The organism is Collinsella sp. An7 (assembly GCF_002159335.1).
GTDB lineage: Bacteria > Actinomycetota > Coriobacteriia > Coriobacteriales > Coriobacteriaceae > Coprousia.
In genome coordinates, this window is the sequence record NZ_NFHP01000004.1 from 144289 (window position 1) to 168436 (window position 24148).

The window sequence follows — 24148 nt, forward strand, 5'->3', positions numbered from 1 at the left end:
GCCCTAAACCAGATTGCAGGTATGATGTGGAATGCAGCCTGCGATCTTGAACCTGCGGGGTATCCCCTTGGGGGTGCCCCGCCTTTTCATTACAGGTGGTTTGCTGCCGTAACGTTCCCCTTTTGCGATATGAGGTTACCTCAAAAGCATCACATCGATAGTTGGCATCACCTTTGCCCCTTAGTCTTTTCATTCCAAGTGCGACGGCTTCGAACGGGGTCGGCCCACGGCGCCCTGACACGATGGTGCTTGCGACGACAGCATCATCAGGAGGCAGCCATGGGCCGGTACAGCCATCTTGCCATCGAGGAGCGCGAGGACGTCATGTGCCTCTGCAGGCAGGGGAGGGCGTCTGCGAGATCGCCCGCGCGATCGGCCGGGACAAGTCGACGGCGTCGGGGGAGTTCTCCGCGCGCGCCCGGTTCACCGAGGCCGTCGGCGCCGAGCGCTGTTTCTGCCTGCCGCACCACCCGTGGCAGCGCGGCGCCAACGAGAACACCAACGGACTGCTGCGGCAGTACTTCCCGAAGCGCTGCGACCTCGGCGCGGTGACGGACGAGGAGGTCGCGATGGTGTTCGATGAGCTGAACCGAAGGCCGCGCGAGCGCCTGGGCTGGAGGACGCCCTATGAGGTCTACCACTCGGTGGCGTTGCACTTGCTCTGAAAAACTAAGGCGGTTTATGAGGCAGTCGACCCAGGAATCAGGTGTCTAGGAAGCACGAACCTGGGAAGCGATAGGTCTAGGAAGCGGAAGGCGCGTTGCGGGTGCGTTTCTCGTGCGCGCCCCACGATGCCATAGACTCGCCCTCCACCTGCACGTGGCCACGGTGACCTGCCACCGGCAGCGCCTCGAGCGCATCCTCGAGCTGGGAGAACTCATGGTCGGTGAGCGTCACCGCTGCGGCACCCAGATTCTCGAGGATGCGTTCTTGATGCTTGGAGCCAGGGATGGGTACCACGTGGGGCCATTTGTGGAGCATCCACGCTAGCGAGATCTGCGCGGGCGTGGCGACCTTTGCGCTGGCCACCTGGCGCAGCAAATCCACGATGGGCTGGTTGGCAGCGAGGTTCTCGGGTTTGAGCTGCGGCACGAACTTGCGCACATCGTCCGCGTGCGAAAAATCACTCTGTGCCGTGAGGGTGCCGGCCAAAAGGCCGCTTGCAATCGGCGAGAACGCCACAACACCGATGCCGCGCGCTTGGCAGTAGGGAATCACCGATTCCTCGAGCCCGCGCTCGACCATCGAGTAGATGCTCTGCACCGCCGTGACCGGGCAGGTTTGATGCGCACGGTCGAGCATCTCGACCGAGACCTGCGAGAGGCCCCAGCCACCGATGAGGCCCTCGTCGATGAGCCGCGCCATGACGCGCGCCACGTCCTCAAGGGGAATCTGCGTGTTCACGCGGTGGAGGTAGTAGAGCTCCACATGGTCGGTGCGCAGCCGCTCGAGTGAGGCGGCAAGGTGTGCACGGATGGTGGCTTCAAGCCCTGCCTGCGCGACTTCCGTTGTATCAAGGTGCAACTTGGTGGCCAAAACCACCTTGTTGCGGAAGGGCTCGACCGCCTCACCCACGAGGCGCTCGTTGTGGCCGCGGTTTTCGGGAGCGAGGTTGGGGCCATAGGCCTCGGCGGTGTCAAAGAAGGTGCATTCGGCGTCATAGGCACGGCGAATGGCCTCGATGCTGTAGTCATGGTTGGGGATTTCACCGTAGCCGTGGGAGAGCCCCATGCATCCCATGCCGATCTCTGAAACGGTCAACGTGCCAAGGGTGCGCGTGTTTATGCGGGCTCCAATCTGATGAGGTGGTTCGATCGTGCTGTTTACGGTGATGCGGCTCGTGCGATGGTTTGACGGCGCTACGGGTGTAGCGGTTCGATGATGCGGGTTTGTGCCGCGATACGCGGGAACGCCGGGTCATCTCATGGGACCCGGCGTTCCCGTTGTTAGGCCTGCTGGGTGTAGTCGTTTTCCACGAGTACGAAGGCGGGCGGCTCTTCGGGCACGGTGTAGTAGGCGTGTTGCGGAAGCGCGTCGATGCGCGCCGCCCCATCATGTTTGGACGATTGGGCGGACGGCGAACGCCTAGACCGAGCGCTTGCCCATCTTGGCGTAGATGTCGTCGCGCGGGATCCAGTCGAGAAAGCGCTCGACCTCGAGGTCCCAGAAGCGCCACTCGTGGGTGTAGCCCTCCACGGCATCCCAGGTGATGTCGGTGCCCAGGCCCTTGAGCTCGTCGACGAACGCGGCGTTTGCCTTGTAGAGGAAGTCCTCGGTGCCGCAGGCGATGTAGAGCGGCGGGAGCTTCACGCCCGCCTCGACATCCTTCTTGGCGAGCGCTGCCAGATCGTATTCCTCGGGCAGCGGTGCGCCCTGATCGCCTATATGGACGTTGTTCGCCAGCGTTTCGGGGTTGATGCCGATACCGCCCGAGAACGACCCGATGGCGCGGTAGCGTTCGGGGTGCGCGAGGCCGTGATACAGCGCCCCAAAGCCGCCCATCGAGAGGCCGGCGATGTAGGTTTCCTCGGGCTTGGCGGAAACGGGGAAGTAGCTGGTCACGAACTCGGGCAGCTCGACGTCGACGAAGCGCTTGAAGTCGTCGCCGCCGACTTTGGCATAGCCCTTGTTCTCGGCAGACATGGTGACCACGGCGATGCGGCGCTCCTCGGCGTACATCTCGACGTTGGAGTAGCCCATCCACTGCGCGTGGTTGTTGCCAAAGCCGTGCAGCAGGTAGAGCACCGGGAAGGGCGCCGGCAACTGGTGCGAGGGGGTCTCGCCGGTGAGACCGAGCGACTCCGGGCAGGTCACCGACGGCACCACCACCGAGATGTCGACGGCGCGGTTGAGCACATACGAATAGAAGTTGGTAACGGAACGTGCCATACGGGCTCCTTTTCTTGGGGATGTTGTCCGTGATGATTGTAGGCGATGAGGGCATATCCATCGTGGAGGCGTCGGCGAAGTGCCGCCGATGCGCCGGCGGGGCATGGGGCAAGGACTCTATGCGAAAATCGGGGCGTGATCGGAGCTCCCAGACATTCTTCCGAATACGCGTCGCGGATATCTGTGTTATCATGTTATGTAACATATCGTCACTTAATATCAGGCATACAAGCTAAGGAGCAAGGTATGGATGCCGCTACGTTTCAAGAGAAGGTTTTTGGCAACGGAGCCGGCTCGCTGGGCGAGGCCAATCCGGAGTACGCGCGGTTTGCGTCTGCGTTCGCGGGCGCCGAGGTGCCCGGCGAGCCGGCGGCCGAGCTGCATGAGCGCGAACGCTACCTGGCGATACTCGCCGCGCTCATGGGCTGCCAGGGGCTCGACATGTTTCGCATTCAGGCTGGCTGTGCGCTCGATGCGGGTTTGACGCCTGTCGAGATCAAAGAGGTTGCCTACCAGGGGACTGCCTATCTGGGTCTCGGTCGCGCCTTCCCGTTTGTGAAGGCGGTTGACGAAGTGCTCGCCGAGCGCGGGATCGAGCTGCCGCTCGAAGGCCAGTCGACCACCACACCCGAGACGCGCCTGACCGCCGGCAACCAGAAACAGATCGATTACTTTGGCGAGGGTATGCGCGAGAGATGGACCAAGGGTGCTCCGGAGCGCTCGGTGGTAAACCGCTGGCTCGCCGACAACTGCTTTGGCGACTACTATACGCGCGGAGGTCTCTCCGACCTTGATCGCGAGCTCGTGACGTTCTGCTACATCGCCGCCCAGGGCGGCTGCGAGCCGCAGCTCACGAGCCACGCCGCTGCCAATATGGGTCTCGGCCGCACGAAGGACTTCATGTATCGCGTGGTGGAGCAGTGCCTGCCCTACATCGGCTATCCGCGCAGCCTGAACGCGCTGGCCTGTGTCGATAACGCCGCCATGAGATAGCCCCATCCTGTCGGCGATTACAGGGAGAACGGCTGTTAAAAACGCATCTTGGGGGTGTGGGCAAAAGGACAGGTTGTTTCTGCCGAGAATCGTTGTTGGACTTGGGGGAGGCGAACGGCTGAAGCTCGCTTCTGGAGGTCAAATACCGTCAACCTTGTGCTTGGGACTTCGTAAGGTGGCTTAGCGGGTTGCGTAGGTCACGCGCCGTTCGTTAGTGTCCGCTCCGCTCCGGCGGTTAGTGCCGGGGCGGTCGCGCGCCGCCTCTCATTTCTGGCGAATCGCCCGCACTCGCGCACTCGGGAAGCTCGTTTCTTTATCCAATGTCGCTCGCGGAGGGTTCCGGGGCTGCATTTGTGGGGCGGTGTGGCCAAATAGATGGTCGAAAAAGTATTTTCAGATCTTGGGAAGCGTCTCAAGCTGCCTGAGGGCGGCAGTTCTCGGAGAGCGTGTTGTTAATTTAGCTATTTTATATATCGTAATGCGTCTTTTGGCCTGCGCATTCGGCTGTAGAACCGTTCCCGCAAGGGAGTTTGCAAGCCTGAATTACTTTTTCGAGCTGGTTTTTGGCCAGGCGGGCAATCTGGAGGACGCGCCGCGACGGGACACGACAGAGGACGGAGCGCCCTCTCGGGTCGGTCTACGTTGAGCCGTCGGCGAACGGCGGCGGCCGTGCGACGAGCGGTGTGCAAGGTTAACACTTCGTGACGTCCAGGGCTTGGCGAGGACCTTCACTATCATAAAACCCTATCCGGCTCGGGCCCGTGCCCGCGGCCGGGTGGGGGAAGTATCCATCTTCGTATGAAGGAGCTCGCACATGAAGCGACTCAAGACCCTTGGCGCAACCCTGGTCACGGGGGCCCTTGCCCTCGCGCTCACGGCTTGCGGCGGAAACGGCGGTAGGGCGGAGGGCTCGGCCGGCACGTCCGGTAGCGCCGACGCCGGCACCACGTATTCGATCGGCGTCCTCCAGCTCACGGAGCACGCGGCGCTCGACGCGGCCAACGAGGGCTTTGTCGCGGCGCTCGATGACTCGGGCATCAGCTACACCATCGACCAGCAGAACGCGCAGAACGACCAGTCCGCCTGCCAGACGATCGCCTCCAAGTTCGTGAACGACGGCGACGACCTCGTGCTCGCCATCGGCACGCCCGCCGCGCAGGCCATGGCCGGTGCCACGACCGATATCCCCATCCTGGGCACGGCGATCACCGATTTCGCCGAGTCCGGCCTGGTGGAGAGCAACGACGCCCCCGGCGGCAACGTGACGGGCAGCTCCGACCTCACCCCGGTCGCCGACCAGATCGAGCTTCTGCAGGAGCTCGTGCCCGACGTCAAGACGGTGGGTCTGCTCTTCTGCACCGCCGAGTCAAACTCCGAGGTGCAGATCCAGATGGCCGAGGAGGCCCTCGACGAGGCGGGTATCGCCCACGAGCGCTACACGGTCTCGAGCTCCAACGAGATCCAGCAGGTCATCGAGTCGATGGTCGGCAAGGTCGACGCCATCTACGCGCCCACCGACAACACCATCGCCGCCGGCATGTCCACGGTTGCCATGGTCGCCAACGAGAACAAGCTGCCCGTGATCGTGGGTTGCGATACCATGGTCGAGGACGGCGGCCTCGCCTCGTACAGCATCAACTACTACGACCTGGGGTACAAGGCGGGCGAGATGGCCGTGAAGATCCTCACCGAGGGCGCCGACCCGGCTGACATGCCCATCGAGTACCTCGATGCGAGCGAGTGCCAGCTCATCGCCAACCAGGCGACGGCCGATGAGGTGGGCGTCGACATCTCCGGGCTTAAGGACGCCGAGATCGTTTAAGCCGTTTGATTGTCGGGGCCCGCGCACCGGGCCCCGATTTCTACCGAAAGGACCAGCTATGACTATGACCATCGACCGCCGCGCCTTTGCTAAGGGAATGGCCGGCGCCGCCGTGGCGACGGGTGCGTTCGCCCTTGCCGGCTGCAGTGACGGCGGCGGCTCGGCCTCCGGCTCCACCGCCGAGGCGGACGCCTCGAGTGGCGCCACCTACAAGATTGGCGTGCTGCAGCTCACCGAGCACGCGGCGCTCGACGCGGCCAACGAGGGCTTTGTCGAGGCGCTCGACGACTCGGGCATCGACTACACCATCGAGCAGCAGAACGCCCAGAACGACCAGTCCGCCTGCCAGACGATCGCGCAGACGCTCGTCAACGACGGCTGCGACCTTATTCTGGCTATCGGCACGCCGGCTGCGCAGGCCGTCGCGGGCGCCACGACCGACATCCCCGTCGTGGGCACGGCGATTACCGACTTTGCCGCTTCGGGCCTCGTGGACAGCAACGACGCGCCGGGCGGCAACCTCACCGGCTCGTCCGACATGAACCCCGTGGCCGACCAGATCGACCTGCTGCACGAGCTGCTGCCCGATGCCAAGACGGTGGGCCTGCTCTACTGCACCGCCGAGTCCAACTCCGACATCCAGATCGAGATGGCCTCCGAGGAGCTCGAGGCCGTCGGCCTTACGGGCGTGGAGTACACCGTCTCGAGCTCCAACGAGATCCAGTCCGTGGTGGAGTCTATGGTGGGGCAGGTCGATGCCATCTATGTTCCCACCGACAACACCATCTCGGCCGCCATGACGCAGGTCGCCTCCATTGCCAACGAGGCGAAGATCCCCACGATCTGCGGTGAGGTAGGCGAGGTCGAGGCCGGCGGCCTGGCGAGTGTCTCCATCAACTACGAGGAGCTCGGCTACCGTGCGGGCGAGATGGCCGTGCAGATTCTCACCGAGGGTGCCGACCCGGCCGAGATGGCCATCGAGACGATGTCCGCGAGCGAGTGCGACCTGGTCTACAACCAGGAGACCGCCGACCAGATCGGCGTTGACGTGAGTGCACTTGCCGCCGAGGGCGGCGAGGACGTGAGCGCCTCCTAAGCGGGCGAGCAACGCCTGACGATGCGGCCCGACCGGGTGAGAAATCCGGGCGGGCTGCTTTTTTATTACCCCGCATCGGTTTCCGGCGCGTTACGCGCGCCCGCGTGCTCACCATGTGCGCCGCAGCCTGTTACACTATCGAACCACCTGCGCCTCGACGGCATGCCGTCGAGGCTTGTTCGGCTACAGCGTCCGGGCGCCCGTGCCCGGATAGACGGAAGGGGACGATATGGGGCTTGCGCTCGCGCTTCTGGGTGCCGTATCCCAAGGTATTCTCTGGGGCATCATGGTGCTCGGGGTGTTTATAACCTATAAGCTGCTCGACATCGCAGACCTTACGGTCGACGGCAGCTTTGCTCTCGGCGGCTGCGTGTGCGCCGTGCTCGTGGTCTCCGGCGTCGACCCGCTGCTCGCCATCCTCGCCGCCATGGTCGCGGGCATGGTGGCCGGCGCGGTGACGGGCTTCCTCCACACGGTTTTCGAGATTCCTGCCATTCTCGCCGGTATTCTCACGCAGATCGGCCTGTGGTCCATCAACCTGCGCATCATGGGCAAGTCCAACACGCCGCTGCTCAAGAACGCCACCATCTTTAGCGAGGTCACCGATGCCACCGGGCTCTCCACCAACGTGGGTGCCATCATCGTGGGCCTGATTGTCGCCGTGGTCATCATCGTGGCGCTGTACTGGTTCTTTGGGACCGAGATCGGCTCGGCCTGCCGCGCCACGGGCAACAACGAGGCCATGGTGCGTGCGCTCGGCGTCAACACCAAGGTCACCAAGATGATCGCCCTCACGCTCTCCAACGGCCTCGTGGGCCTTTCGGGCGGGCTCATCTGCGAGAGCCAGAAGTACGCCGATATCGGCATGGGCACGGGCGCCATTGTGATCGGCCTTGCCGCCATCGTAATCGGCGAAGTGCTCTGGCGCGTGCTGCCGGGTGCCAAGCTGCACGCCTTTGGCGGGCGGCTTGCGTCGGCCGTGGTGGGCTCGGTGGTGTACTTCCTCATCCGCGCCATCGTGCTCCAGATGGGCATGGACGCCAACGACATGAAGCTCCTCTCCGCCATCATCGTGGCGCTCGCGCTCTGCGTGCCCGTGGTGTGGGAGCGCTACCAGCTGCGCCGTGCCTACGCCCGCGCCTCGCGCGAGGTGGCCGCCGTGGACGGCTCGACCGCAGAAGGGGGGCGGTAGCCGTGCTCAAGCTCACGCATGTTTCCAAGACCTTCAACGCCGGGACCATCAACGAGAAGCGCGCACTCATCGACTGCAACCTGCACCTCGCGTCCGGCGACTTTGTGACGGTGATCGGCGGCAACGGCGCTGGCAAGTCGACCCTCATGAACATGATTGCGGGCGTGTACCCCATCGACGCGGGCACGATCGTGCTCGACGGCAAGAACATCTCGCGCCTCTCCGAGCCGGCGCGCGCCCAGTACCTGGGACGCGTCTTCCAGGACCCGATGATGGGCACCGCGGCCGACATGCAGATCGTGGAGAACCTCGCCATGGCCAAGCGCCGCGGCAAGACCCGCACGCTCGCTTGGGGCGTCACCCGCGCCGAGAAGGAGGAGTACGCCGAGCGCCTGCGCGAGCTGGGGCTCGGGCTCGAGCGTCGCCTCACGAGCAAGGTGGGCCTGCTCTCGGGCGGCCAGCGCCAGGCGCTCACGCTCCTCATGGCGACCCTCACCGAGCCCAAGCTGCTTCTGCTCGACGAGCACACCGCGGCGCTCGACCCCAAGACGGCCGCCAAGGTGCTCGCGCTCACCGAGAAGATCGTGGACGAGCGGCATCTCACCACGCTCATGGTGACGCACAACATGAACGACGCCATCCGCCTGGGCAACCGCCTCATCATGATGCACGAGGGGCGGATTATCTACGACGTGTCCGGCGCCGAGAAGCGCTCGCTCACCGTGCAGGACCTGCTGCAGAAGTTCGAGGAGGTCTCGGGCGGCGAGCTCGCCAACGACCGTATGCTCTTGAGTTAAACTGGGACGTCCCGCGAGGGCGGGCCGTCTGTCGAGCGGGCCGGGCTCCAAGCCGCGCGAGCGGTGACGGGCTCGGCCCGTTTTTGGTTGCGGCGCGGCTCTGCCGTTCGCGGCGGGCGGGGCCGGCTGCTATCATGGTGAACGGTTGAATCTGCCTGCGCCGGGGCGTGGCGCGCCCCTGTGCCGGGAACACGAAAGGAACCGCATGGATCGCACCAAGATCGCAGAGCTCTACCGCCGCTCCGAGGAGCTGGGTGGGGCCACCGTAACCGTGGCCGGCTGGGTCAAGTCCATCCGCGACATGAAGAACTTCGGCTTCGTGACGCTCAACGACGGCAGCTGCTTTAAAGACCTGCAGGTCGTTATGAACCGCGATGCGCTCGCCAACTACGACGAGATCGCCCATCAGAACGTCTCCGCCGCCCTCATCTGCACGGGCACCCTCAAGCTCACCCCTGAGGCGCAGCAGCCCTTTGAGCTCGCGGCCGAGTCCATTGTGGTCGAGGGCGCTTCCGCGCCGGAATATCCGCTGCAGAAGAAGCGCGCCACGGTTGAGTTTCTGCGCACCCAGCAGCACCTGCGCCCGCGCACGAACCTCTTCCGTGCCGTCTTTCGGGTGCGCAGCGTGGCCGCCGCGGCGATCCACCGGTTCTTCCAGGAGCGCGGCTTTGTCTACGTCAACACGCCGATCATCACCACGTCCGATTGTGAGGGCGCAGGCGAGATGTTCCGCGTGACGACGCTCGATATGGAGAACCCGCCCCGCACCGAGGAGGGCGGCATCGACTGGAGCCAGGACTTCTTTGGCAAGCCGGCCTCGCTCACCGTCTCGGGCCAGCTCAATGCCGAGAACTTCGCCATGGCCTTTGGCGATGTGTACACCTTCGGCCCCACCTTCCGTGCCGAGAACTCCAACACCACCCGCCACGCCGCCGAGTTCTGGATGATCGAGCCCGAGATCGCCTTTGCCGACCTCGAGGACGACATGAACCTTGCCGAGGCCATGCTCAAGTACGTGATCCGCGCCGTGCAGGAGGCCTGCCCCGACGAGCTGGCCATGCTCAACCGTTTTGTGGACAAGGGGCTCCTGGAGCGCCTGGAGCACGTGGCGAGCTCGGACTTTGCGCGCGTGACCTACACCGAGGCCATCGAGATCCTGGAGGAGGCCGTGGCCAAGGGGCAGAAGTTCGACTACCCCGTGAGCTGGGGCATCGACCTGCAGACCGAGCACGAGCGCTTCCTCACCGAGCAGCATTTCAAGCGCCCGACCTTTGTGACCGACTACCCGGCCGAGATCAAGGCGTTCTACATGCGCCTCAACGACGACGGCAAGACCGTGGCCGCGGCCGACTGCCTCGTGCCCGGCATCGGCGAGATCATCGGCGGCAGCCAGCGCGAGGAGCGCCTGGACGTGCTCGAGCGCCGTATCGCCGAGCTCGGTATGGACGCCGAGCAGTACAAGTACTATCTGGACCTGCGCCGCTTTGGCACCTGCAAGCACGCGGGCTTTGGCCTTGGCTTCGAGCGCCTCGTGATGTACCTCACGGGCGTGGGCAACATCCGCGACGTTCTGCCGCACCCGCGCACCGTGGGCAACGCCGAGTTTTAAGCTCCTCTCAACCAGAGCGGCCCCTCTGGGCACCGTTCCTTCGTCCTCAATCGTCGGTCGCCGCCCTAAGGCGTGCTCCCTCCTCTTTCGGACGAATCTACGGCACTTGGAGGGACCGTTGTCTTTGTTGGGATAAGTTTGGCCTCCCCGGCGCTGTGCCCTTGTGGGCGGCGCCGGGGAGGCCTGTTTTCTCGGTCGGGTGCGGCTGCGTTCGCAACCGGGCGTGGTCGCGTTAGCTAACGGGTGCGGTCGCGCCTAGCCGATGAGCTCAACCTGCTTGGTGGCGCAGCGGGCGCCGCTCGCGGTCACCTCGATGGTATGGAAGTGCTCGGGCGCGTCGATATCGGTGGTGTAGCCGTCATCGTCGTAGAGCGTGTAGGTGATACGCTCGGCCTCGCCCTTGTTGGCAAGCAGGCGCAGGTGGCCGAAGTCCATCGCCTGCGTGCTCGGCGCGGGCTGGGCGACGGGCACCATATGGCCGGGGCGGATGAAGAAGACCATCTCGTTGAGGTCGGCGCTCACGTAATGGTCGCCCGCGGCGAGGTCCTCAGTGGCGTAGTCATCAAGCGCGCGGTAGCGCACCATGCGCATGGGCTCGGGTAGGTACACCATGCGGCCGCGCGCGTTCTCCTCGATCACGGGCGCGATCATAAGGGACTCGCCCACAAGCAGCTGGTCCTCGATACGGCGTGCGCGCTCGTCGTCTGCAAACTCAAAGGCGAGTGGCTTGAAGTAGAGGTCGCCTTTGAGCGCGGCCTTCACAAACTCGCTGTAGAGGTAGGGGAGAAGCGCGTAGCGCAGCTCCACGATGTGGCGCATGGTATCGACGTGCTTGAACGTGTCGAGCTCCTGTGCGCGGCGGCTCGCGGAGTGGTTGCGCATAAGCGGGGTGAAGACCGAGAACTGCAACCAGCGCGTCATGAGCTCCTCGTTGGTATCGCTGCCAAAGCCGCCGAGGTCGGGGCCGCAGTAGAGGAAACCGCACATCTGGATGCCCGGCATCTGGCAGACGGCGAGCTTGAGGTGCGACCACCATGCCATGTTGTCGCCCGTCCAGATGCCGCTCACGCGGTGCATGCCGATCATGGAGCTGCGCGAGAAGAGCAGGATGCGCTTCTCGGGCGAGAGGCGGCAGAACGCCTCGCCCGCGGCACGCGAGAGGTTCGAGCCATAGAGGTTGTGCACGCGATCGTGGCGCACGCGCTTGCCGTCGATGGTGTGATAGAAGAGCTCGTAGTCGGCGGGGTTGTTGGAAAGGCCAGAGAAGGTGGCGACCATGTCAAAGAACGTGTTGAGGTCGAGCTCGCCCTGGCGCAGCTCGTCCACCTTGGCGTACGCCTCGGCTAGACGTTCCTCGGTATAGAAGATTGAGGGCTCGTTCATATCGTTCCAGAAGCCGTCGATCCCGAGGTCGAGGAGCTTTTGGTACTGGTCGCCAAACCAACGGCGGTTGTCGGGGTCCATGACGTCGACCAGGTGGCAGTGGCCGGGCCACACGCCGAGGGTGAAGTCCTCGCCGGCGGCGTTCTTGCAGAAGCGGTTCTCGGCCACGCCCTCCTCGTACACGTCGTAGCCCGGCTCGACCTTGAGGCCCGCGTCGATGATGGGAACGAGGTGGATGCCGTCGCCCTTGAGCTCGGCGGTGAGCTTCTCAAAGTGTGGGAAACGCTCGCGGTCGACGGTGAAGCTCTTGTAGCGCTCCATGTAGTCGATGTCCATGTAGATGGCATCGAGGGGGATGCCCGCCTCGCGGTAGCGGCGCGCGATGTCACGGAAGTCATCCTCCGTCTTATAGGCCCAGCGGCTCTGCTGGTAGCCGAAGGCCCACTTGGGCGGGATGTAGCTTCTGCCCACGAGCGCGCGGAACTGGCGGACGATGTCGGTGGGGTCCTCGCCCTCGATAAGGTAGAGGTCGCAGTCGGGGTATTCGAGCGCGACCTGGATGCGGTCGATGTCGGTCTCGCCCATGTCGAAGGAGATGATGCCCGCGGTGTCGAAGAAGGCGCCGAAGGTCTCGCGCCCGCTCACGATAAAGAAGTTGTGGGCGCTGTAGAGGCTGTGGCGGTCCTCGGTGTGGCGCGCGTTGTCCATGCAGCGCGAAACGTAGGTAAAGTTGCGCTTGTTGATGCCGCGCACCTGCTCGCCAAGACCGTAGACGATGTCATCGGGATCCATCGTGTAGGTGAAGAAGAGGAGGTTCTGGAGGTTGCGGGCGTCAAACGTATCGCTTCCGATCGTGCCGGGGTTGTCCACCTCGGACGCGCGGTCGGCCGCGTGCTCGAGCGGCTCGCCGGGCCGGTGCACCGTGAAGCGGCGCACCTCGCCCGTCTCTGCAGCGGGCTTGTTGAGCACGGCATCTGTCTCGATGGGTTGTCCAAAACGATAGCGAACAATCATGAAGGCCAAACCTTTCTCGCATCGGTGCCTCGGCAGCGCGCCTTGGCTCTACGTGGGACGTTGCGCCACAAGATACCCCAGAGAGCCGGGTGGATTCTTGCGTGATTCGGCGGTATAACTATAACGATTATGACTTTTTGGCATGGAGGACGGTGCATATGCTCGCTCGCCTCAAAGAGGGTAGGGAACACGGGTCGGACCTTTTTCCGCTTGATACCTTTGACCAGCGAGCCCAAGCGGGGTGCGACATCGGCTACATCCACTGGCACGATGAGGTGGAGTGGGTCTATGTAGCCGAGGGCGCGATTGACGTGTTTGAGGACGGCAGCACGCGCCGCGTGGGCGCCCGCGAGCTCTTTGCCGTTGAGCCCCGCACCCTTCACCGCTACAGCGCCGTGAGCGACTGCCACCTCTTTGTGATTGTATTTGACGGTGGGCTTTTGGAGTTTGCGCAGGCAGACGTTGCATCGCGCCGTTATATCGACCCGTACCGCGCTGGTACCCTGACGGTGAGAAACCCGGTGCGCGACGAGGGCGGCACCATCGGCGCGGCGTTTGAGCAGATTCTCGCCGACTGCCGCGGCCTTCCCCCGTGCTTCACGCTCGACGTGCGGATATGCCTTCTTAGCATCTTTCAGGAAATCATCCGCACCGGAAGCCTTGTGGAGAACGAGCGCGACCGCCACAGCCTTGCGGCGGCGGAACAGGCGGTTCGCTACGTGCAGGACCATTACGCCGAGCAGATATCGAGCGCCACGCTCGCCCAGGTGAGCGGGTACCAGCCGCAGTACTTCTCGCGCTTTTTCAAGCGCGCGACCGGTCTCACCCCAACGGCCTTCATCAACCGTTACCGCATCGAGCGCGCCTGCGACGAGCTGCTGGACACCGACCGCTCGATCATTGACATCGGCCTCTCGTGCGGATTCCAGTCCACGAGCTACTTCATCAAGAAATTCAAGGAGCTCAAGGAGGTCTCGCCCCAGCGGTACCGTAAGACGGTGCTCGGGAGCTATGGGGCGAACCGTGAACATTATCAGGCAATCGAGGTCGGTGGAGCAGGCGTTGACTTTGTCCCGTCTGCTGACAAAAATAGCGTTTGTGCCTAAGAAACTTTGCCGCTTGGTGCGGCTCGGTACGGAAGAGGGAGCGCATGAAGTACGATTTCACGACCATCATGGACCGCCGCGGGCAGGATGCCGTTGCGGTGGACGGCCTGACCGACACACCGACCGGCATGGCCCCCACCAAGCCCGCCGAGGGCTTCGACGCCATTCCCATGTGGGTCGCCGACATGAACTTCCCCGTGGTTTCCACCGTGACCGAGGCGCTGATTGAGCGCGCCCGCCAGCCCCACTTCGGCTACTTCGAGCCGCGCGACGAGTACTTCCAATCCATCATCCGCTGGCACGAGACCCGCAACGGCGTCACGGGACTCCGTCCCGAGCATATCGGCTACGAGAACGGCGTGCTCGGCGGCGTGGTGTCGACGCTTCAGGCGTTCGCGCGCCCGGGCGACGCGGTGCTGCTGCACAGCCCCACCTACATCGGTTTTACCGGTAGCATCGAGAACGCCGGCTTCAAGATTGTTCACTCGCCGCTCGTGCAGGACGAAGCGGGCGTCTGGCGCATGGACTACGCCGACATGGAGCGCAAACTCGCCGAGCACAAGATCCACGTCGCGGTGATGTGCTCGCCGCACAACCCCTGCGGACGCGTATGGGAGCGCGCCGAGCTCGAGCAGGCGATGGAACTCTACCGCAAGTACGACTGCGTGGTCATCTCGGACGAGATCTGGTCCGACATCATTCTCCCCGGGCACACCCACACGCCCACCCAGTCGGTCTCCGAAGACGCGCGCCAGCGCACCGTGGCGCTCTACGCGCCGAGCAAGACCTTCAACCTCGCGGGACTCGTGGGAAGCTACCACATCATCTACAACGACTACCTGCGCGACCGCGTGGTCGCCGCCTCGTCCAAGGCGCATTACAACGAGATGAACGTGCTCTCCATGCACGCCCTCATTGGCGCCTACAAGCCGGAGGGCTACGAGTGGGTCGATGAGCTGCGCGAGGTGCTGGGCAAAAACGTCGACTGGGCGTGCCGCTATATCGACGAGCACTTCGAGGGCGTGCATGTGACCAAGCCCGAGGGCACCTACATGCTCTTCCTCGACTGCACGGAGTGGTGCGCTGCCCACGGTCGCGACGTGGACTGGCTCCTTGAGACGGCTTGGCGCGTGGGCGTCGACTATCAGGATGGCCGCCCCTTCCACGGACCGCACCATATTCGCATGAACCTCGCGCTGCCGCTCGCGCGCGTTCAGGAAGCCTTCGAACGGCTCGACCGCTACGTGTTCAACGCGTAGGGCCACTTGCGGCCGGGACATCGTGCACCGCGCAAGGCGAATGACACCCCTCTGCGCAAAAATGCGTTTGCTGACCTCCTATGGGCCCCTATGAGCTGGGACTTCCTTGGTGCCCTTTCGCCCCGGTGGGCAAAGGGCACTTTTTTGGGTAATAAAAGCCCAGATAAACAGGGGGTTATTTTATAGATTAAGCCTTCAAAAAGGTCAGCAAATCAATTTTTGCGCAGAGCGCCGCGGCTCGCCGTGCGCCAAGGCTCATTTGAGAGTTTTATCGCTGCGGTGACAGGCCGATCGCCGCAGCGAGTGCGGCGACATCGCCCGTGAAGTGGAACGCCTGCATGCCGGCGACCTCGGCTCCGCGACAGTTGTCCGCGTTGTCGTCGACAAAGAGGCATTCCGCCGGCACGAGTCCATAACGCCTGCAAAGCAGCTCGTAGATAGCGGGGTCCGGCTTCATGAGCTTCTCCTCTGCGGAGACCACGCGCCCTTTCATAAGGGGATAGGCGGGGCAGTGGTCGAGTTGCTCGTCGATGCGCGTGCCGGCGTTCGAAAGCAGGTAGAGGTCATAGCCTTGCTCGTAGAGATGGCGGGCGAGGTCGTTTACCTCGCAGATGGGCTCGGAGTAGCGTGCCCAGTGCGCCGCCATATCGTGCAAGTTGGGCCAGAGTCGTTCGGGCAGGTGCGCCTCGGCGATGCGCAACATGGTCGGGTAACCGATGGTGCCCGAGTCCAGGAGCGCCCATTCACCGCGCCCAAAATAGGCGGCCTGCAAGAGCGCGGCATCCTGCTCGTTATCAGAGAAGCGCGTCGCAAAGTACGGCCCGTTGAAGGTCATGAGCACGTTGCCCATGTCGAAGACGATGTTTTTGATGATGGGCTCTGTGAGGGTCATAGCGTCTCCTGTCGCAGGGGTGCTGACGGCGTCAAACGGTGCCGCTGCCAGCACCAGTGTACACTCCAGTGCGGCGCGCGTCCTCCATGTGCAATTTGTCAGCTTACGGTAAGGCGGCTCTGCGATTCGTTTTCATGGGGAGCGCGAGGATTCGGGTCCACAATGTGGCGCTCTTCTGGTTATTTTCATGCTTGCCGGTCTTGAAAGTTTATTTTCACTTTACGCTAGCATCACTGATTCATGCAGGTCAGCGCCCTATCATGCCCAATGTCGTCCATAAGGACGGCAGCCGGGGCACCCCGTGCGCACGGCCGGCGCCGTACGTGCCCCCAAACGCGCCCCTCGCCGGGCGCGATCAGAGAGGGGATTATCATGTCAACTTCCACGACCTCCGCCGCTCAGGCGCACAAGCTGATGGTCTTCGTCCTCAGCATGTCTCTGTACGGCTTGGCAACGCTAGTGTCCGAACTCATTCCGTCCGTTCAGGTGGGCATCGTTGAGTTTTCGGTCGAGTTCTTTCTATTCATCCCGTTGACGCTTGCTATGCTCTTTGACCCGCTGTCGGTTGCTCTCGGTGCCGCTACGGGCGAGCTCGTGTTTTCCGAGATCATGCTCGGCCAGTTCGGTGGCCTCGGCGAGCTCGAAAAGTTCCTCACCGTCGCCATCGCCGTCTACGTAGCCGGTAAGCTCGTGCCCGATCCGCGCGATATCAAGCGCGTCGGCATCGCCGCCTTCGGCGCCACGGCGCTCCAGCTCGCCATGAGCGCGGCCGTCGACATCATCAAGGTCGTCGTGGCCGTCGAGGAGTTCGAGGCCGTGCCCGGCCTTCCCGAGTCGGTCTACTTCACCGAGGGCTTCGCCTTCCTGAACGACCTGCTCTTCTCTGGCGTTCTGTTCTGCCTGCTGCCCACGCTCTTCCTCGCCCCGCGCCTCTATGGCAAGATCGAGCCTCTGCTCGGCATCAAGCCCCGTACCCCCGAGGATGTGGCCGACGCGGCCTCCCCGCGCCTTGCGCTCGGCGCCGTGGTCTGCTTCGTGCTCGCCGTGCTTGCCGCCTGCGTATCCAAGGCCGGTTTTTCCCTGATTGAGTGGGAGGCCGAGTGGGCCGAGAGCACCGGTGCGCTCGTGACCGGCCTTGCCGTCGCTGTGGTCATCGCCGTGATTGCCGCCTGGTGCCTGCATCGCAACGCCACGATCTCCCGCGCATAGGGGTGTGAGGGTACGGATATGGCAATCGTCTCCATTAACGACTTGACCTTTACCTACCCTGGCGCCGAGAATCCCACCCTTCTCCATCTCGATCTGGAGGTGGAGGAGGGTGACTTTCTCGCGATTATGGGTGCGAACGGGTGCGGTAAGTCCACGCTCTGCAAGGCGATGAACGGCATCATTCCGCAGTTCATCGCCGGCGACATCAGCGGCACCCTCATGGTTTCGGGACTTGATGCGTCTCAGACGCCGCTCGGCGAGCTCGCCCAGCACGTGGGTTATGTCTACCAGGACTTCGAGAACCAGCTCGTGCGTCCCACGGTGCTCGATGAGGCATCGTTCGCGAGCCTCAATTACGCACAGCCCGACTACCTTGCGCGTGGCATGCGCGCGCTCGAGCTCGTGGGCCTTGCCAACAAGGCGGAGAGCTATGTCTGGGCGCTCTCGGGCGGTCAGAAGCACCTGCTTGCGCTCGCCGGTGCACTCGCACTCGAGCCTGAGGTCATCATCTTAGATGAGCCCATCGCCCAGCTCGATCCCTATCACGCTCGGCAAACCTACGAGGTCCTGCGAGAGCTTAACGAGAACCATGGCAAGACCATTATCGTTATCGAGCACCACACCGATTTCATCGCCGACTACTGCAAGCACGCCGTCCTCATGAACGCGGGCGCCGTCTCGTGGAAGCTCCCGGCGCGCGAGGCCCTGCGCCAGCTGGACGACCTTCGCGCGAGCGATATCTACCCACCCGAGATCGCCCTCGCCGCTCGCGAGCTCAAAGACACGGGTGTGCTCGATAGCGGCGCCACGCTGCCCACCACGGTCGCCGAGGGCGTCCAGGCGTTCGCGGGCCTCGGCTTCACGCCGCAGCCCTGCCCCGCGCGCCCCGTGCGCGCGGACGTGCCCGCCGCAGTGGAGTTTCGCGGCGTGAGCGTTTCGTACCGCAGCGTCAAGGGTGCGCCGCGCCAGGTGTTCGATGGGTTCGACCTCGCTATTCATGAGGGCGAGAAGGTCGCACTCGTGGGTTCCAACGGCGCTGGCAAGACCACGCTCATGAAGCTCATGTGCGGACTCGTCAAGCCGCAGGGGGGCGAGGTCCTCTTGAAGGGCGTCTCCACGCGCGGGCGCGGGGCGGAGGAGATCTCCGACGCCATCTCGCTGGTCTACCAGAACCCCGAGCAGATGTTCATCAAGGACAGCGTCCGCGCCGACGTGTCCTTTGCTATGCGCGCCCGCGGTCGCGTTGACGCCGACGAGCATGCCCACGAGCTCGTCGAGCGGTTCCGTCTCACCCGCCTCGCCGACCGCGACGGACGCCTCATGTCGGGCGGCCAGATGCGGCGCGCATCGCTTGCCATCGGCATCGCGCTCGACCCGCCGATCCTTCTGCTCGACGAGCCAACGGCGAACCTCGACATCGCGACGCGCCGCGAGATTGTGCGCACCATCGCCGACTTGCGCGGTGTTACCGACACCGTGGTCATCGCTACACACGACATGCAGCTCGTGTGCCAGTTTGCCGATCGCGTGATCGTGCTCAACCAGGGTCGCGTCATTGGCGACGGCGCCCCCGAGGAGATCTTCCACGACGAGGAGGTCGTGCGCGCGTCAGGTATCTGCCCACCCGAGATCTACGCCATGGGTGCCGCCCTCGACTGTCGTGCGTCGTGCTTCGACATCGAGGACTTCCTCATGAGTTTCGACGCGTACCGCGCGCTCGCCCACGCGGCGACGGGCGAGGCGGCCGATGTCCCGGTAGCCGACGTGTCCGTCGCCGAGACGCGAACAGCCGACGCGCCGTCCGCGGGAGTGCCCGCTGCCAACGCGCCATCCGCTGCCTGTGAGAAGGAGGTCGCATAGCATGCTCGAAAAGCTTTCCGAGAACGTGCTCGACAAGGTCTCGATTGACTACCTGCGCAACCAGGTGCTAAAGAACGCATACGGAAACGATGACACGCCCATTGCTCGGCTCGACCCGCGTGTGCTGCTCATCTGGTATCTATTCTTCGGTCTCGTGCCGTGGTTTTTAGGTGACGTGGTCACGCTGCTCGGCATGTTTATCTTTTGCGCCGCTACCACGAGGCTTGCGCGCGTGGCGCCGCTCGTACTTTTCGTCTTTGCGCTCGGCGTGTTCTCACAGACGGGCTACCTGCTTATCGTATCGATACTCTTTAGCGGCAGTATCGATGCGCTCATCCCGTTGCTCGTCATGACCCTTAAGGTCACCACCTGCTCGCTCGCCTCAATCACGGTATTCTCGGGACTCGACCCCGACCGGCTCTCCAACGGGCTTCTGTGGTTCGGCTGCCCCGAGCGCCTGTCGTTCTCCATCTCTTTTGCCTACCGTATCCTGCCCATCATGTTCGAGGAGCTACAGAACATCCTGCTTTCCTTTCGCATGCGCGGCCGCGCGCCCGCGCACGAGACACTCGGTGGCAAGGTCCACTGGCTCGTGTACCAGGTGAAGACCATCATCCAATCGTTCTATCCGCTCATGCTTAACATGGCAAAGCGCTCCCGCACCACGGTGGAGGCGCTCGAGCTCAAGGGGTACCGTTACGCCTCGACGAACGCTGCCGTGCTCAAGATTAAGCTCGGCTCGCTCGCCATTGGCAGAAACGACATTCTGTTTATCGCCCTGTCCGTCGTGTGGGCGCTGGGCTGCTTTGCACTGCCCCATGTCCTGGAGGTTCTCGTATGATCATCGATTTTCACACCCACGGAAAGCTCGCCAAATACCTCGCGTTTTCGCCCGCCTACACCGACTGGCTCTTTGCCGAAGCGCGTGCGGCCGGGCTCGACGCGCTCTGCCTGACCGAGCACTTCAACACGAAGGGCTTCGAGGAGGTCTATGCCGACATCGCGGCGCGCTACCCTCGTCGCGGGGACGCCTTCAACGTCAACGGGCTTCTGGTGTTCCCGGGCATGGAGATTGATATCGCCGAGAACGGTCACACGCTCGTGCTCGGCACGATGGAGGAGATTCTCGACTTCAACCGTGCGCTCATCCCGCATAAGGAGAAGGGCTCGTTCCTGCCGCTTGCCGATCTTGCTGCCGAGGTGCGCCGCCGTGGCCTCTTCTTCGGTGCGGGGCACCCCTTCCGCGCGCCCGGGCACATCCCCGAGCAGCCGGAAGAGAACCTCGCGACCTTTGAGTTCGTCGACCTCAACGGCAAGGACCTCGCACACGATTTCGAGGGGACCATCGCGCGTACCCTCGCCTTTGCCGAGAAGCTCGGCGTGCCCGTGGTTTCGGGCAGCGACACGCATCAGGCGTTTCAGTACGGTTGCGTGACGACGGTGCTCGACCGGGAGGTGGACACCGTGGCGGATTTGCGCTCGCAGGTGCTCGCGCACACCTATCACATCGTCTACGCGCCCGATATCGCCTTCAAGGTCAAGACGGCAGGCATGCTCAAGCGCGCGCTTAAGGAGATCGACCGTTTGGGCGGCGACTACGTGAACGTGCTCATCGCGGGGGCGGAGTAGGGGATGACCGACCCGACTCTCTTCAAGTCCGGGGTGACCTACACGCCGGCAGAGCAGCTTATTATCAACTACGTAATCGAGAACCCCCAGGAGTTCCTGCTCCAGTCGATTCAAGAAGTCGCGCGGGTGCTCGAAGTCTCGGACGCAACGGTCTCGCGCTTTGCGCGCCACGCCGGATTCGCCGATTTCAAGGCGCTTAAGGCGGCAGTCGCAAGCTCAACGCTCGGCCCCGCCGACAAGATGCTCGCGAGCATCGGCGAGGGATCGGGCGACGTCGCGGCGTTTCTGCGTCAGCAACGCGACAACATCGACCGCACGCTCGAAGGGCTCTCGACGGCCTCCTTTGACCGGGCGGCCGAGGCGCTCGCGGGCGCGACCTGCGTGCGCATCCAGGGCAAGGGCGCCGCGTCCTGCGTCGCCGATCTGCTCGCCTTTCGGTTCAAGCGCTACGGCATCGCGGTCGACGTGCTCGCCTCGGGCGGCACGGAGCTCTTCGAGGGGCTAGCCCACACGCGCTCGACCGACGTGCTCGTGACCTTCGGATTCCAGCGGGTGCCGGCGGAGGCGCAGGTCGTGCTCGAATACGGCGCGCAGCAAGGGGCGACGACGGTGCTCTTTACCGATCGCATGGTGCGCGGTTCGGGCTCGCAGGCCGATATCGAGCTCTATACCTATCGAGGCGAGCCGCGTGCCTATCATTCCATGGCGAGCGCCGTTGCGCTAGTGGACGCGCTTGTGGTTGCGGTCGCGGCTCGCTTAGACAGCTCGGCCCTCGAGGAGCTCGAGCGCATCCGTGAGCTCAAACGCGCCTACACCCATCTGCTTCCACGTTGATGGCCAAAGGACGAGAGGTCAGTTTTGGTCTGGGCGCGGGTTGGCCTGAAGGTGTGAACTGTATATCTATGGCATTGATTGGCGAGCGTCGGCGCGAAAGTTAGCTGAGGTGTGTATAGTAGGGCGGAATCACGTGATACCGATGTCCGGCGCCCATGCTGCCGAGGCGTCTTTATAGGGGATGGGGGATCGGGCATGACGCTCGACGAGCTCGAGATAGGCAAAGACGCCATCGTGGCGTCGGTGGACTGCGACGACGCGTCGCTCAGGCAGCACATCTTTGATATGGGCCTTACGCCTGGCATTGAAGTGACCATGATCAAGCTCGCCCCCATGGGCGACCCCATGGAGATCCGCCTGCGCGGCTACGAGCTCACGCTGCGGCGGGCCGACGCGGCGCGCGTTGCGCTCGAGAACATCCACGATGCGCACGACAACCCCCGCAAGAACCCGGAGGCCAGCCAGGTGGCGCACCCGGCACTCGGCGAGGGGCCCGCGCATCCGCGCCGCGAGGGAACGGCACCCTTGCCCGAGTCGGCGCCGCTGCACTTTGCCCTCGCCGGCAACCAGAACTGCGGCAAGACCACGCTCTTTAACCAGCTCACGGGCTCCAACCAGCACGTGGGGAACTTCCCCGGGGTCACGGTCGACCGCAAAGATGGGCAGATCAAGGGCCACCCCAACGCCACGATTACCGACCTGCCGGGCATCTACTCGCTCAGCCCCTACACGAGCGAGGAGGTGGTGAGCCGCCAGTTTATCCTGCAGGATAACCCCAGCGCGATCATCGATATCGTGGACGCCACCAACATCGAGCGCAACCTCTACCTCACGCTCCAGCTCATGGAGCTCGACCGCCCCATGGTGCTCGCGCTCAACATGATGGACGAGCTCGCGGCCAACGGAGGCACCGTGGACGTCAACGCGCTCGAGGCGGCGCTCGGCATCCCTGTGGTGCCCATCTCGGCGGCCAAGAACGAGGGCATCGGCGAGCTCACCGAGCACGCGCTCCACGTGGCGCGCTACCGCGAGCACCCCGGCCGGCTCGACTTCTGCGCGGCGGACGGCCCCGACGGCGGTGCGCTCCACCGCTGCATCCACGGTATCTGCCACCTGATCGACGACCACGCCGAGGCCGCGCACATTCCCGTGCGCTTTGCCGCGACCAAGCTCATCGAGGGCGACCGGCTGGTCATCGAAGCGCTGGCGCTCGACCAAAACGAACTCGACGCGGTGGAGCACATCATCTGCCAGATGGAGGAAGAGGCCGGCACCGACCGCATGGCCGCGCTCGCCGACATGCGCTTCTCGTTTATCGAGGGGGTCTGTAACGCCTGCGTGGTCAAGCCGCGCGAGAGCCGCGAGCACAAGCGCTCCGTGGCGGCCGACCGCATCCTCACGGGCAAGTACACGGCGATCCCGGTGTTCATCGGCATCATGGCGCTCGTCTTTTGGCTGACCTTTGACGTGGTGGGGCAACGCCTCTCCGACCTGCTGGCGCTGGGGATCGACTGGTTTACGGGCGTGGTGGACGTGTGGCTCACCAACTTTGGGGTGAACCCGGTGGTGCACGCGCTCGTGATCGACGGCGTCTTTGCCGGCGTGGGGAGCGTGCTTTCGTTTTTGCCGATCATCGTGGTGCTCTTTTTGCTGCTCTCCATCCTCGAGGACTCGGGCTACATGGCGCGCGTGGCCTTTGTAATGGACCGGCTGCTCCGGCACCTCGGCCTTTCCGGGCGGAGCTTTGTGCCCATGCTCATCGGCTTTGGCTGCTCGGTGCCGGCCATCATGGCCACCCGCACGCTCCCTTCGGAGCACGACCGCAAGATGACTGTGATGCTCACGCCGTTTATGAGCTGCTCGGCCAAGCTGCCGGTGTACGCGCTCTTTGCGGGGGCGTTCTTCCCGGACCACGCGGCGCTCGTGATGATCGCGATGTACCTCATGGGCATGGTCGTGGGGGTGCTCGTGGCGCTGGTGCTCAAGGGGACGGCCTTTCGCGGCGACCCCGTGCCGTTTGTGATGGAGCTCCCCAACTACCGGCTGCCCTCGGCCAAGACGACGCTCCACTTGGCGTGGGACAAGGCCAAGGGCTTTGCGACCAAGGCGTTTACCATCATCTTTGCCGCGAGTGTGGTGATCTGGATACTGCAGACCTTCGACATCCGCTTTAACGTGGTGGCCGACCAGAGCCAGAGCATGCTGGCGGGGGTGGGCACCCTCCTGGCGCCGCTCTTTGCGCCGTTGGGTTTTGGCACGTGGGAGGCGGCCGCGGCGCTTGCGGCGGGCTTTGGCGCCAAGGAGAACGTCGTTGCCACGCTCACGGTGCTCATGGGCGGCTCGACCGCGGCGCTCACCACGCTCTTCTCGCCGCTCACCGCGTTTTGCTTCCTTACTTTTACGCTGCTCTACACGCCGTGCGTGGCGGCGGTCTCGGCCGTGCGCAACGAGCTCGGCACGCGCATGATGTGGGCGGTGATCGCCATGCAGTGCGGCGTGGCGTGGATCGTGGCCTTCGTCGTGCGGCTCGCGGGGCTGGCGCTCGGGCTGGCATAGGCCGAGAT

The 24148-nt window shown here is 63.9% G+C and carries 18 protein-coding genes and 1 pseudogene; 15 read left to right on the forward strand and 4 right to left on the reverse strand.

All coding sequences use genetic code 11. The features are described from left to right. Positions 1-452 precede the first annotated feature (452 nt). Positions 453-665: pseudogene (locus tag B5G20_RS10560) on the forward strand (IS30 family transposase); the annotation flags it as partial. A gap of 76 nt (positions 666-741) precedes the next feature. On the opposite strand, the gene B5G20_RS06130 reads toward B5G20_RS10560, so the two are convergent. Then, positions 742-1761 carry an aldo/keto reductase gene (locus B5G20_RS06130; RefSeq protein ID WP_204207692.1) on the reverse strand — a complete coding sequence of 340 codons (1020 nt, stop codon included), beginning with the start codon at positions 1759-1761 and terminating at the stop codon, positions 742-744. Between the two features lie 324 nt (positions 1762-2085). After that, on the reverse strand, positions 2086-2889 hold the full coding sequence (locus B5G20_RS06135; RefSeq protein WP_087355916.1) for an alpha/beta hydrolase family protein: 804 nt from the start codon (positions 2887-2889) through the stop codon (positions 2086-2088). A gap of 246 nt (positions 2890-3135) precedes the next feature. Here B5G20_RS06135 and B5G20_RS06140 point away from each other — a divergent pair, with 246 nt between their 5' ends. From B5G20_RS06140 to asnS, 6 genes are all read left to right on the forward strand, one after another. Beyond that, positions 3136-3882, forward strand: a complete 747-nt coding sequence (locus B5G20_RS06140; RefSeq protein WP_087355917.1) for a carboxymuconolactone decarboxylase family protein — start codon at positions 3136-3138, stop codon at positions 3880-3882. Between the two features lie 814 nt (positions 3883-4696). Then, on the forward strand, positions 4697-5704 hold the full coding sequence (locus B5G20_RS06145) for an ABC transporter substrate-binding protein (protein WP_087355918.1): 1008 nt from the start codon (positions 4697-4699) through the stop codon (positions 5702-5704). 58 nt (positions 5705-5762) lie between these two features. After that, entirely contained in the window at positions 5763-6800 is a 1038-nt protein-coding gene (locus B5G20_RS06150) for an ABC transporter substrate-binding protein (protein ID WP_087355919.1), read from the forward strand. 229 nt (positions 6801-7029) lie between these two features. After that, complete coding sequence (locus tag B5G20_RS06155; RefSeq protein WP_087355920.1) at positions 7030-7992, forward strand: ABC transporter permease; 963 nt, start codon at positions 7030-7032, stop codon at positions 7990-7992. A 2-nt stretch (positions 7993-7994) separates the two neighbouring features. After that, positions 7995-8789 carry an ABC transporter ATP-binding protein gene (locus B5G20_RS06160; RefSeq protein WP_087355921.1) on the forward strand — a complete coding sequence of 265 codons (795 nt, stop codon included), beginning with the start codon at positions 7995-7997 and terminating at the stop codon, positions 8787-8789. A gap of 205 nt (positions 8790-8994) precedes the next feature. Next, on the forward strand, positions 8995-10398 hold the full coding sequence (gene asnS, locus B5G20_RS06165) for an asparagine--tRNA ligase (protein ID WP_087355922.1): 1404 nt from the start codon (positions 8995-8997) through the stop codon (positions 10396-10398). A gap of 255 nt (positions 10399-10653) precedes the next feature. Here the strand turns inward: asnS and B5G20_RS06170 are convergent, their stop codons facing one another. Further along, entirely contained in the window at positions 10654-12795 is a 2142-nt protein-coding gene (locus B5G20_RS06170; protein ID WP_087355923.1) for a TIM-barrel domain-containing protein, read from the reverse strand. 158 nt (positions 12796-12953) lie between these two features. Here B5G20_RS06170 and B5G20_RS06175 point away from each other — a divergent pair, with 158 nt between their 5' ends. Both B5G20_RS06175 and B5G20_RS06180 read left to right on the forward strand, forming a co-directional pair. Continuing rightward, positions 12954-13901 carry an AraC family transcriptional regulator gene (locus tag B5G20_RS06175; RefSeq protein WP_087355924.1) on the forward strand — a complete coding sequence of 316 codons (948 nt, stop codon included), beginning with the start codon at positions 12954-12956 and terminating at the stop codon, positions 13899-13901. 44 nt (positions 13902-13945) lie between these two features. After that, positions 13946-15160 carry an aminotransferase class I/II-fold pyridoxal phosphate-dependent enzyme gene (locus B5G20_RS06180; protein ID WP_087355925.1) on the forward strand — a complete coding sequence of 405 codons (1215 nt, stop codon included), beginning with the start codon at positions 13946-13948 and terminating at the stop codon, positions 15158-15160. 268 nt (positions 15161-15428) lie between these two features. Here B5G20_RS06180 and B5G20_RS06185 read toward each other — a convergent pair whose 3' ends face one another. After that, complete coding sequence (locus B5G20_RS06185) at positions 15429-16052, reverse strand: HAD family phosphatase (RefSeq protein WP_087355926.1); 624 nt, start codon at positions 16050-16052, stop codon at positions 15429-15431. Between the two features lie 372 nt (positions 16053-16424). Between B5G20_RS06185 and B5G20_RS06190 the strand changes: the two genes are divergently transcribed. The 6 genes from B5G20_RS06190 to feoB all read left to right on the forward strand — a co-directional run bounded on the left by B5G20_RS06190 (position 16425) and on the right by feoB (position 24140). Beyond that, positions 16425-17261, forward strand: coding sequence for a cell division protein FtsQ (locus B5G20_RS06190; RefSeq protein WP_087355927.1), 837 nt, complete (start codon positions 16425-16427; stop codon positions 17259-17261). A gap of 18 nt (positions 17262-17279) precedes the next feature. Further along, positions 17280-19121 (forward strand): ABC transporter ATP-binding protein, encoded by a 1842-nt coding sequence (locus tag B5G20_RS06195; protein WP_087355928.1) that lies wholly within the window; start codon positions 17280-17282, stop codon positions 19119-19121. Between the two features lies 1 nt (position 19122). Further along, complete coding sequence (locus B5G20_RS06200) at positions 19123-19962, forward strand: energy-coupling factor transporter transmembrane component T (protein WP_087355929.1); 840 nt, start codon at positions 19123-19125, stop codon at positions 19960-19962. Beyond that, positions 19959-20750, forward strand: a complete 792-nt coding sequence (locus B5G20_RS06205) for a PHP-associated domain-containing protein (RefSeq protein WP_087355930.1) — start codon at positions 19959-19961, stop codon at positions 20748-20750. Before B5G20_RS06200 ends, B5G20_RS06205 begins: the two co-directional genes overlap by 4 nt. 3 nt (positions 20751-20753) lie before the next feature. Beyond that, positions 20754-21584, forward strand: a complete 831-nt coding sequence (locus B5G20_RS06210; protein ID WP_087355931.1) for a MurR/RpiR family transcriptional regulator — start codon at positions 20754-20756, stop codon at positions 21582-21584. Positions 21585-21779: 195 nt separating this feature from the next. Further along, the gene (gene feoB / locus B5G20_RS06215) at positions 21780-24140 is read left to right on the forward strand and encodes a ferrous iron transport protein B (protein WP_087355932.1); all 2361 of its coding nucleotides are present in this window, start codon (positions 21780-21782) and stop codon (positions 24138-24140) included. The last annotated feature ends 8 nt before the right edge of the window (positions 24141-24148 follow it).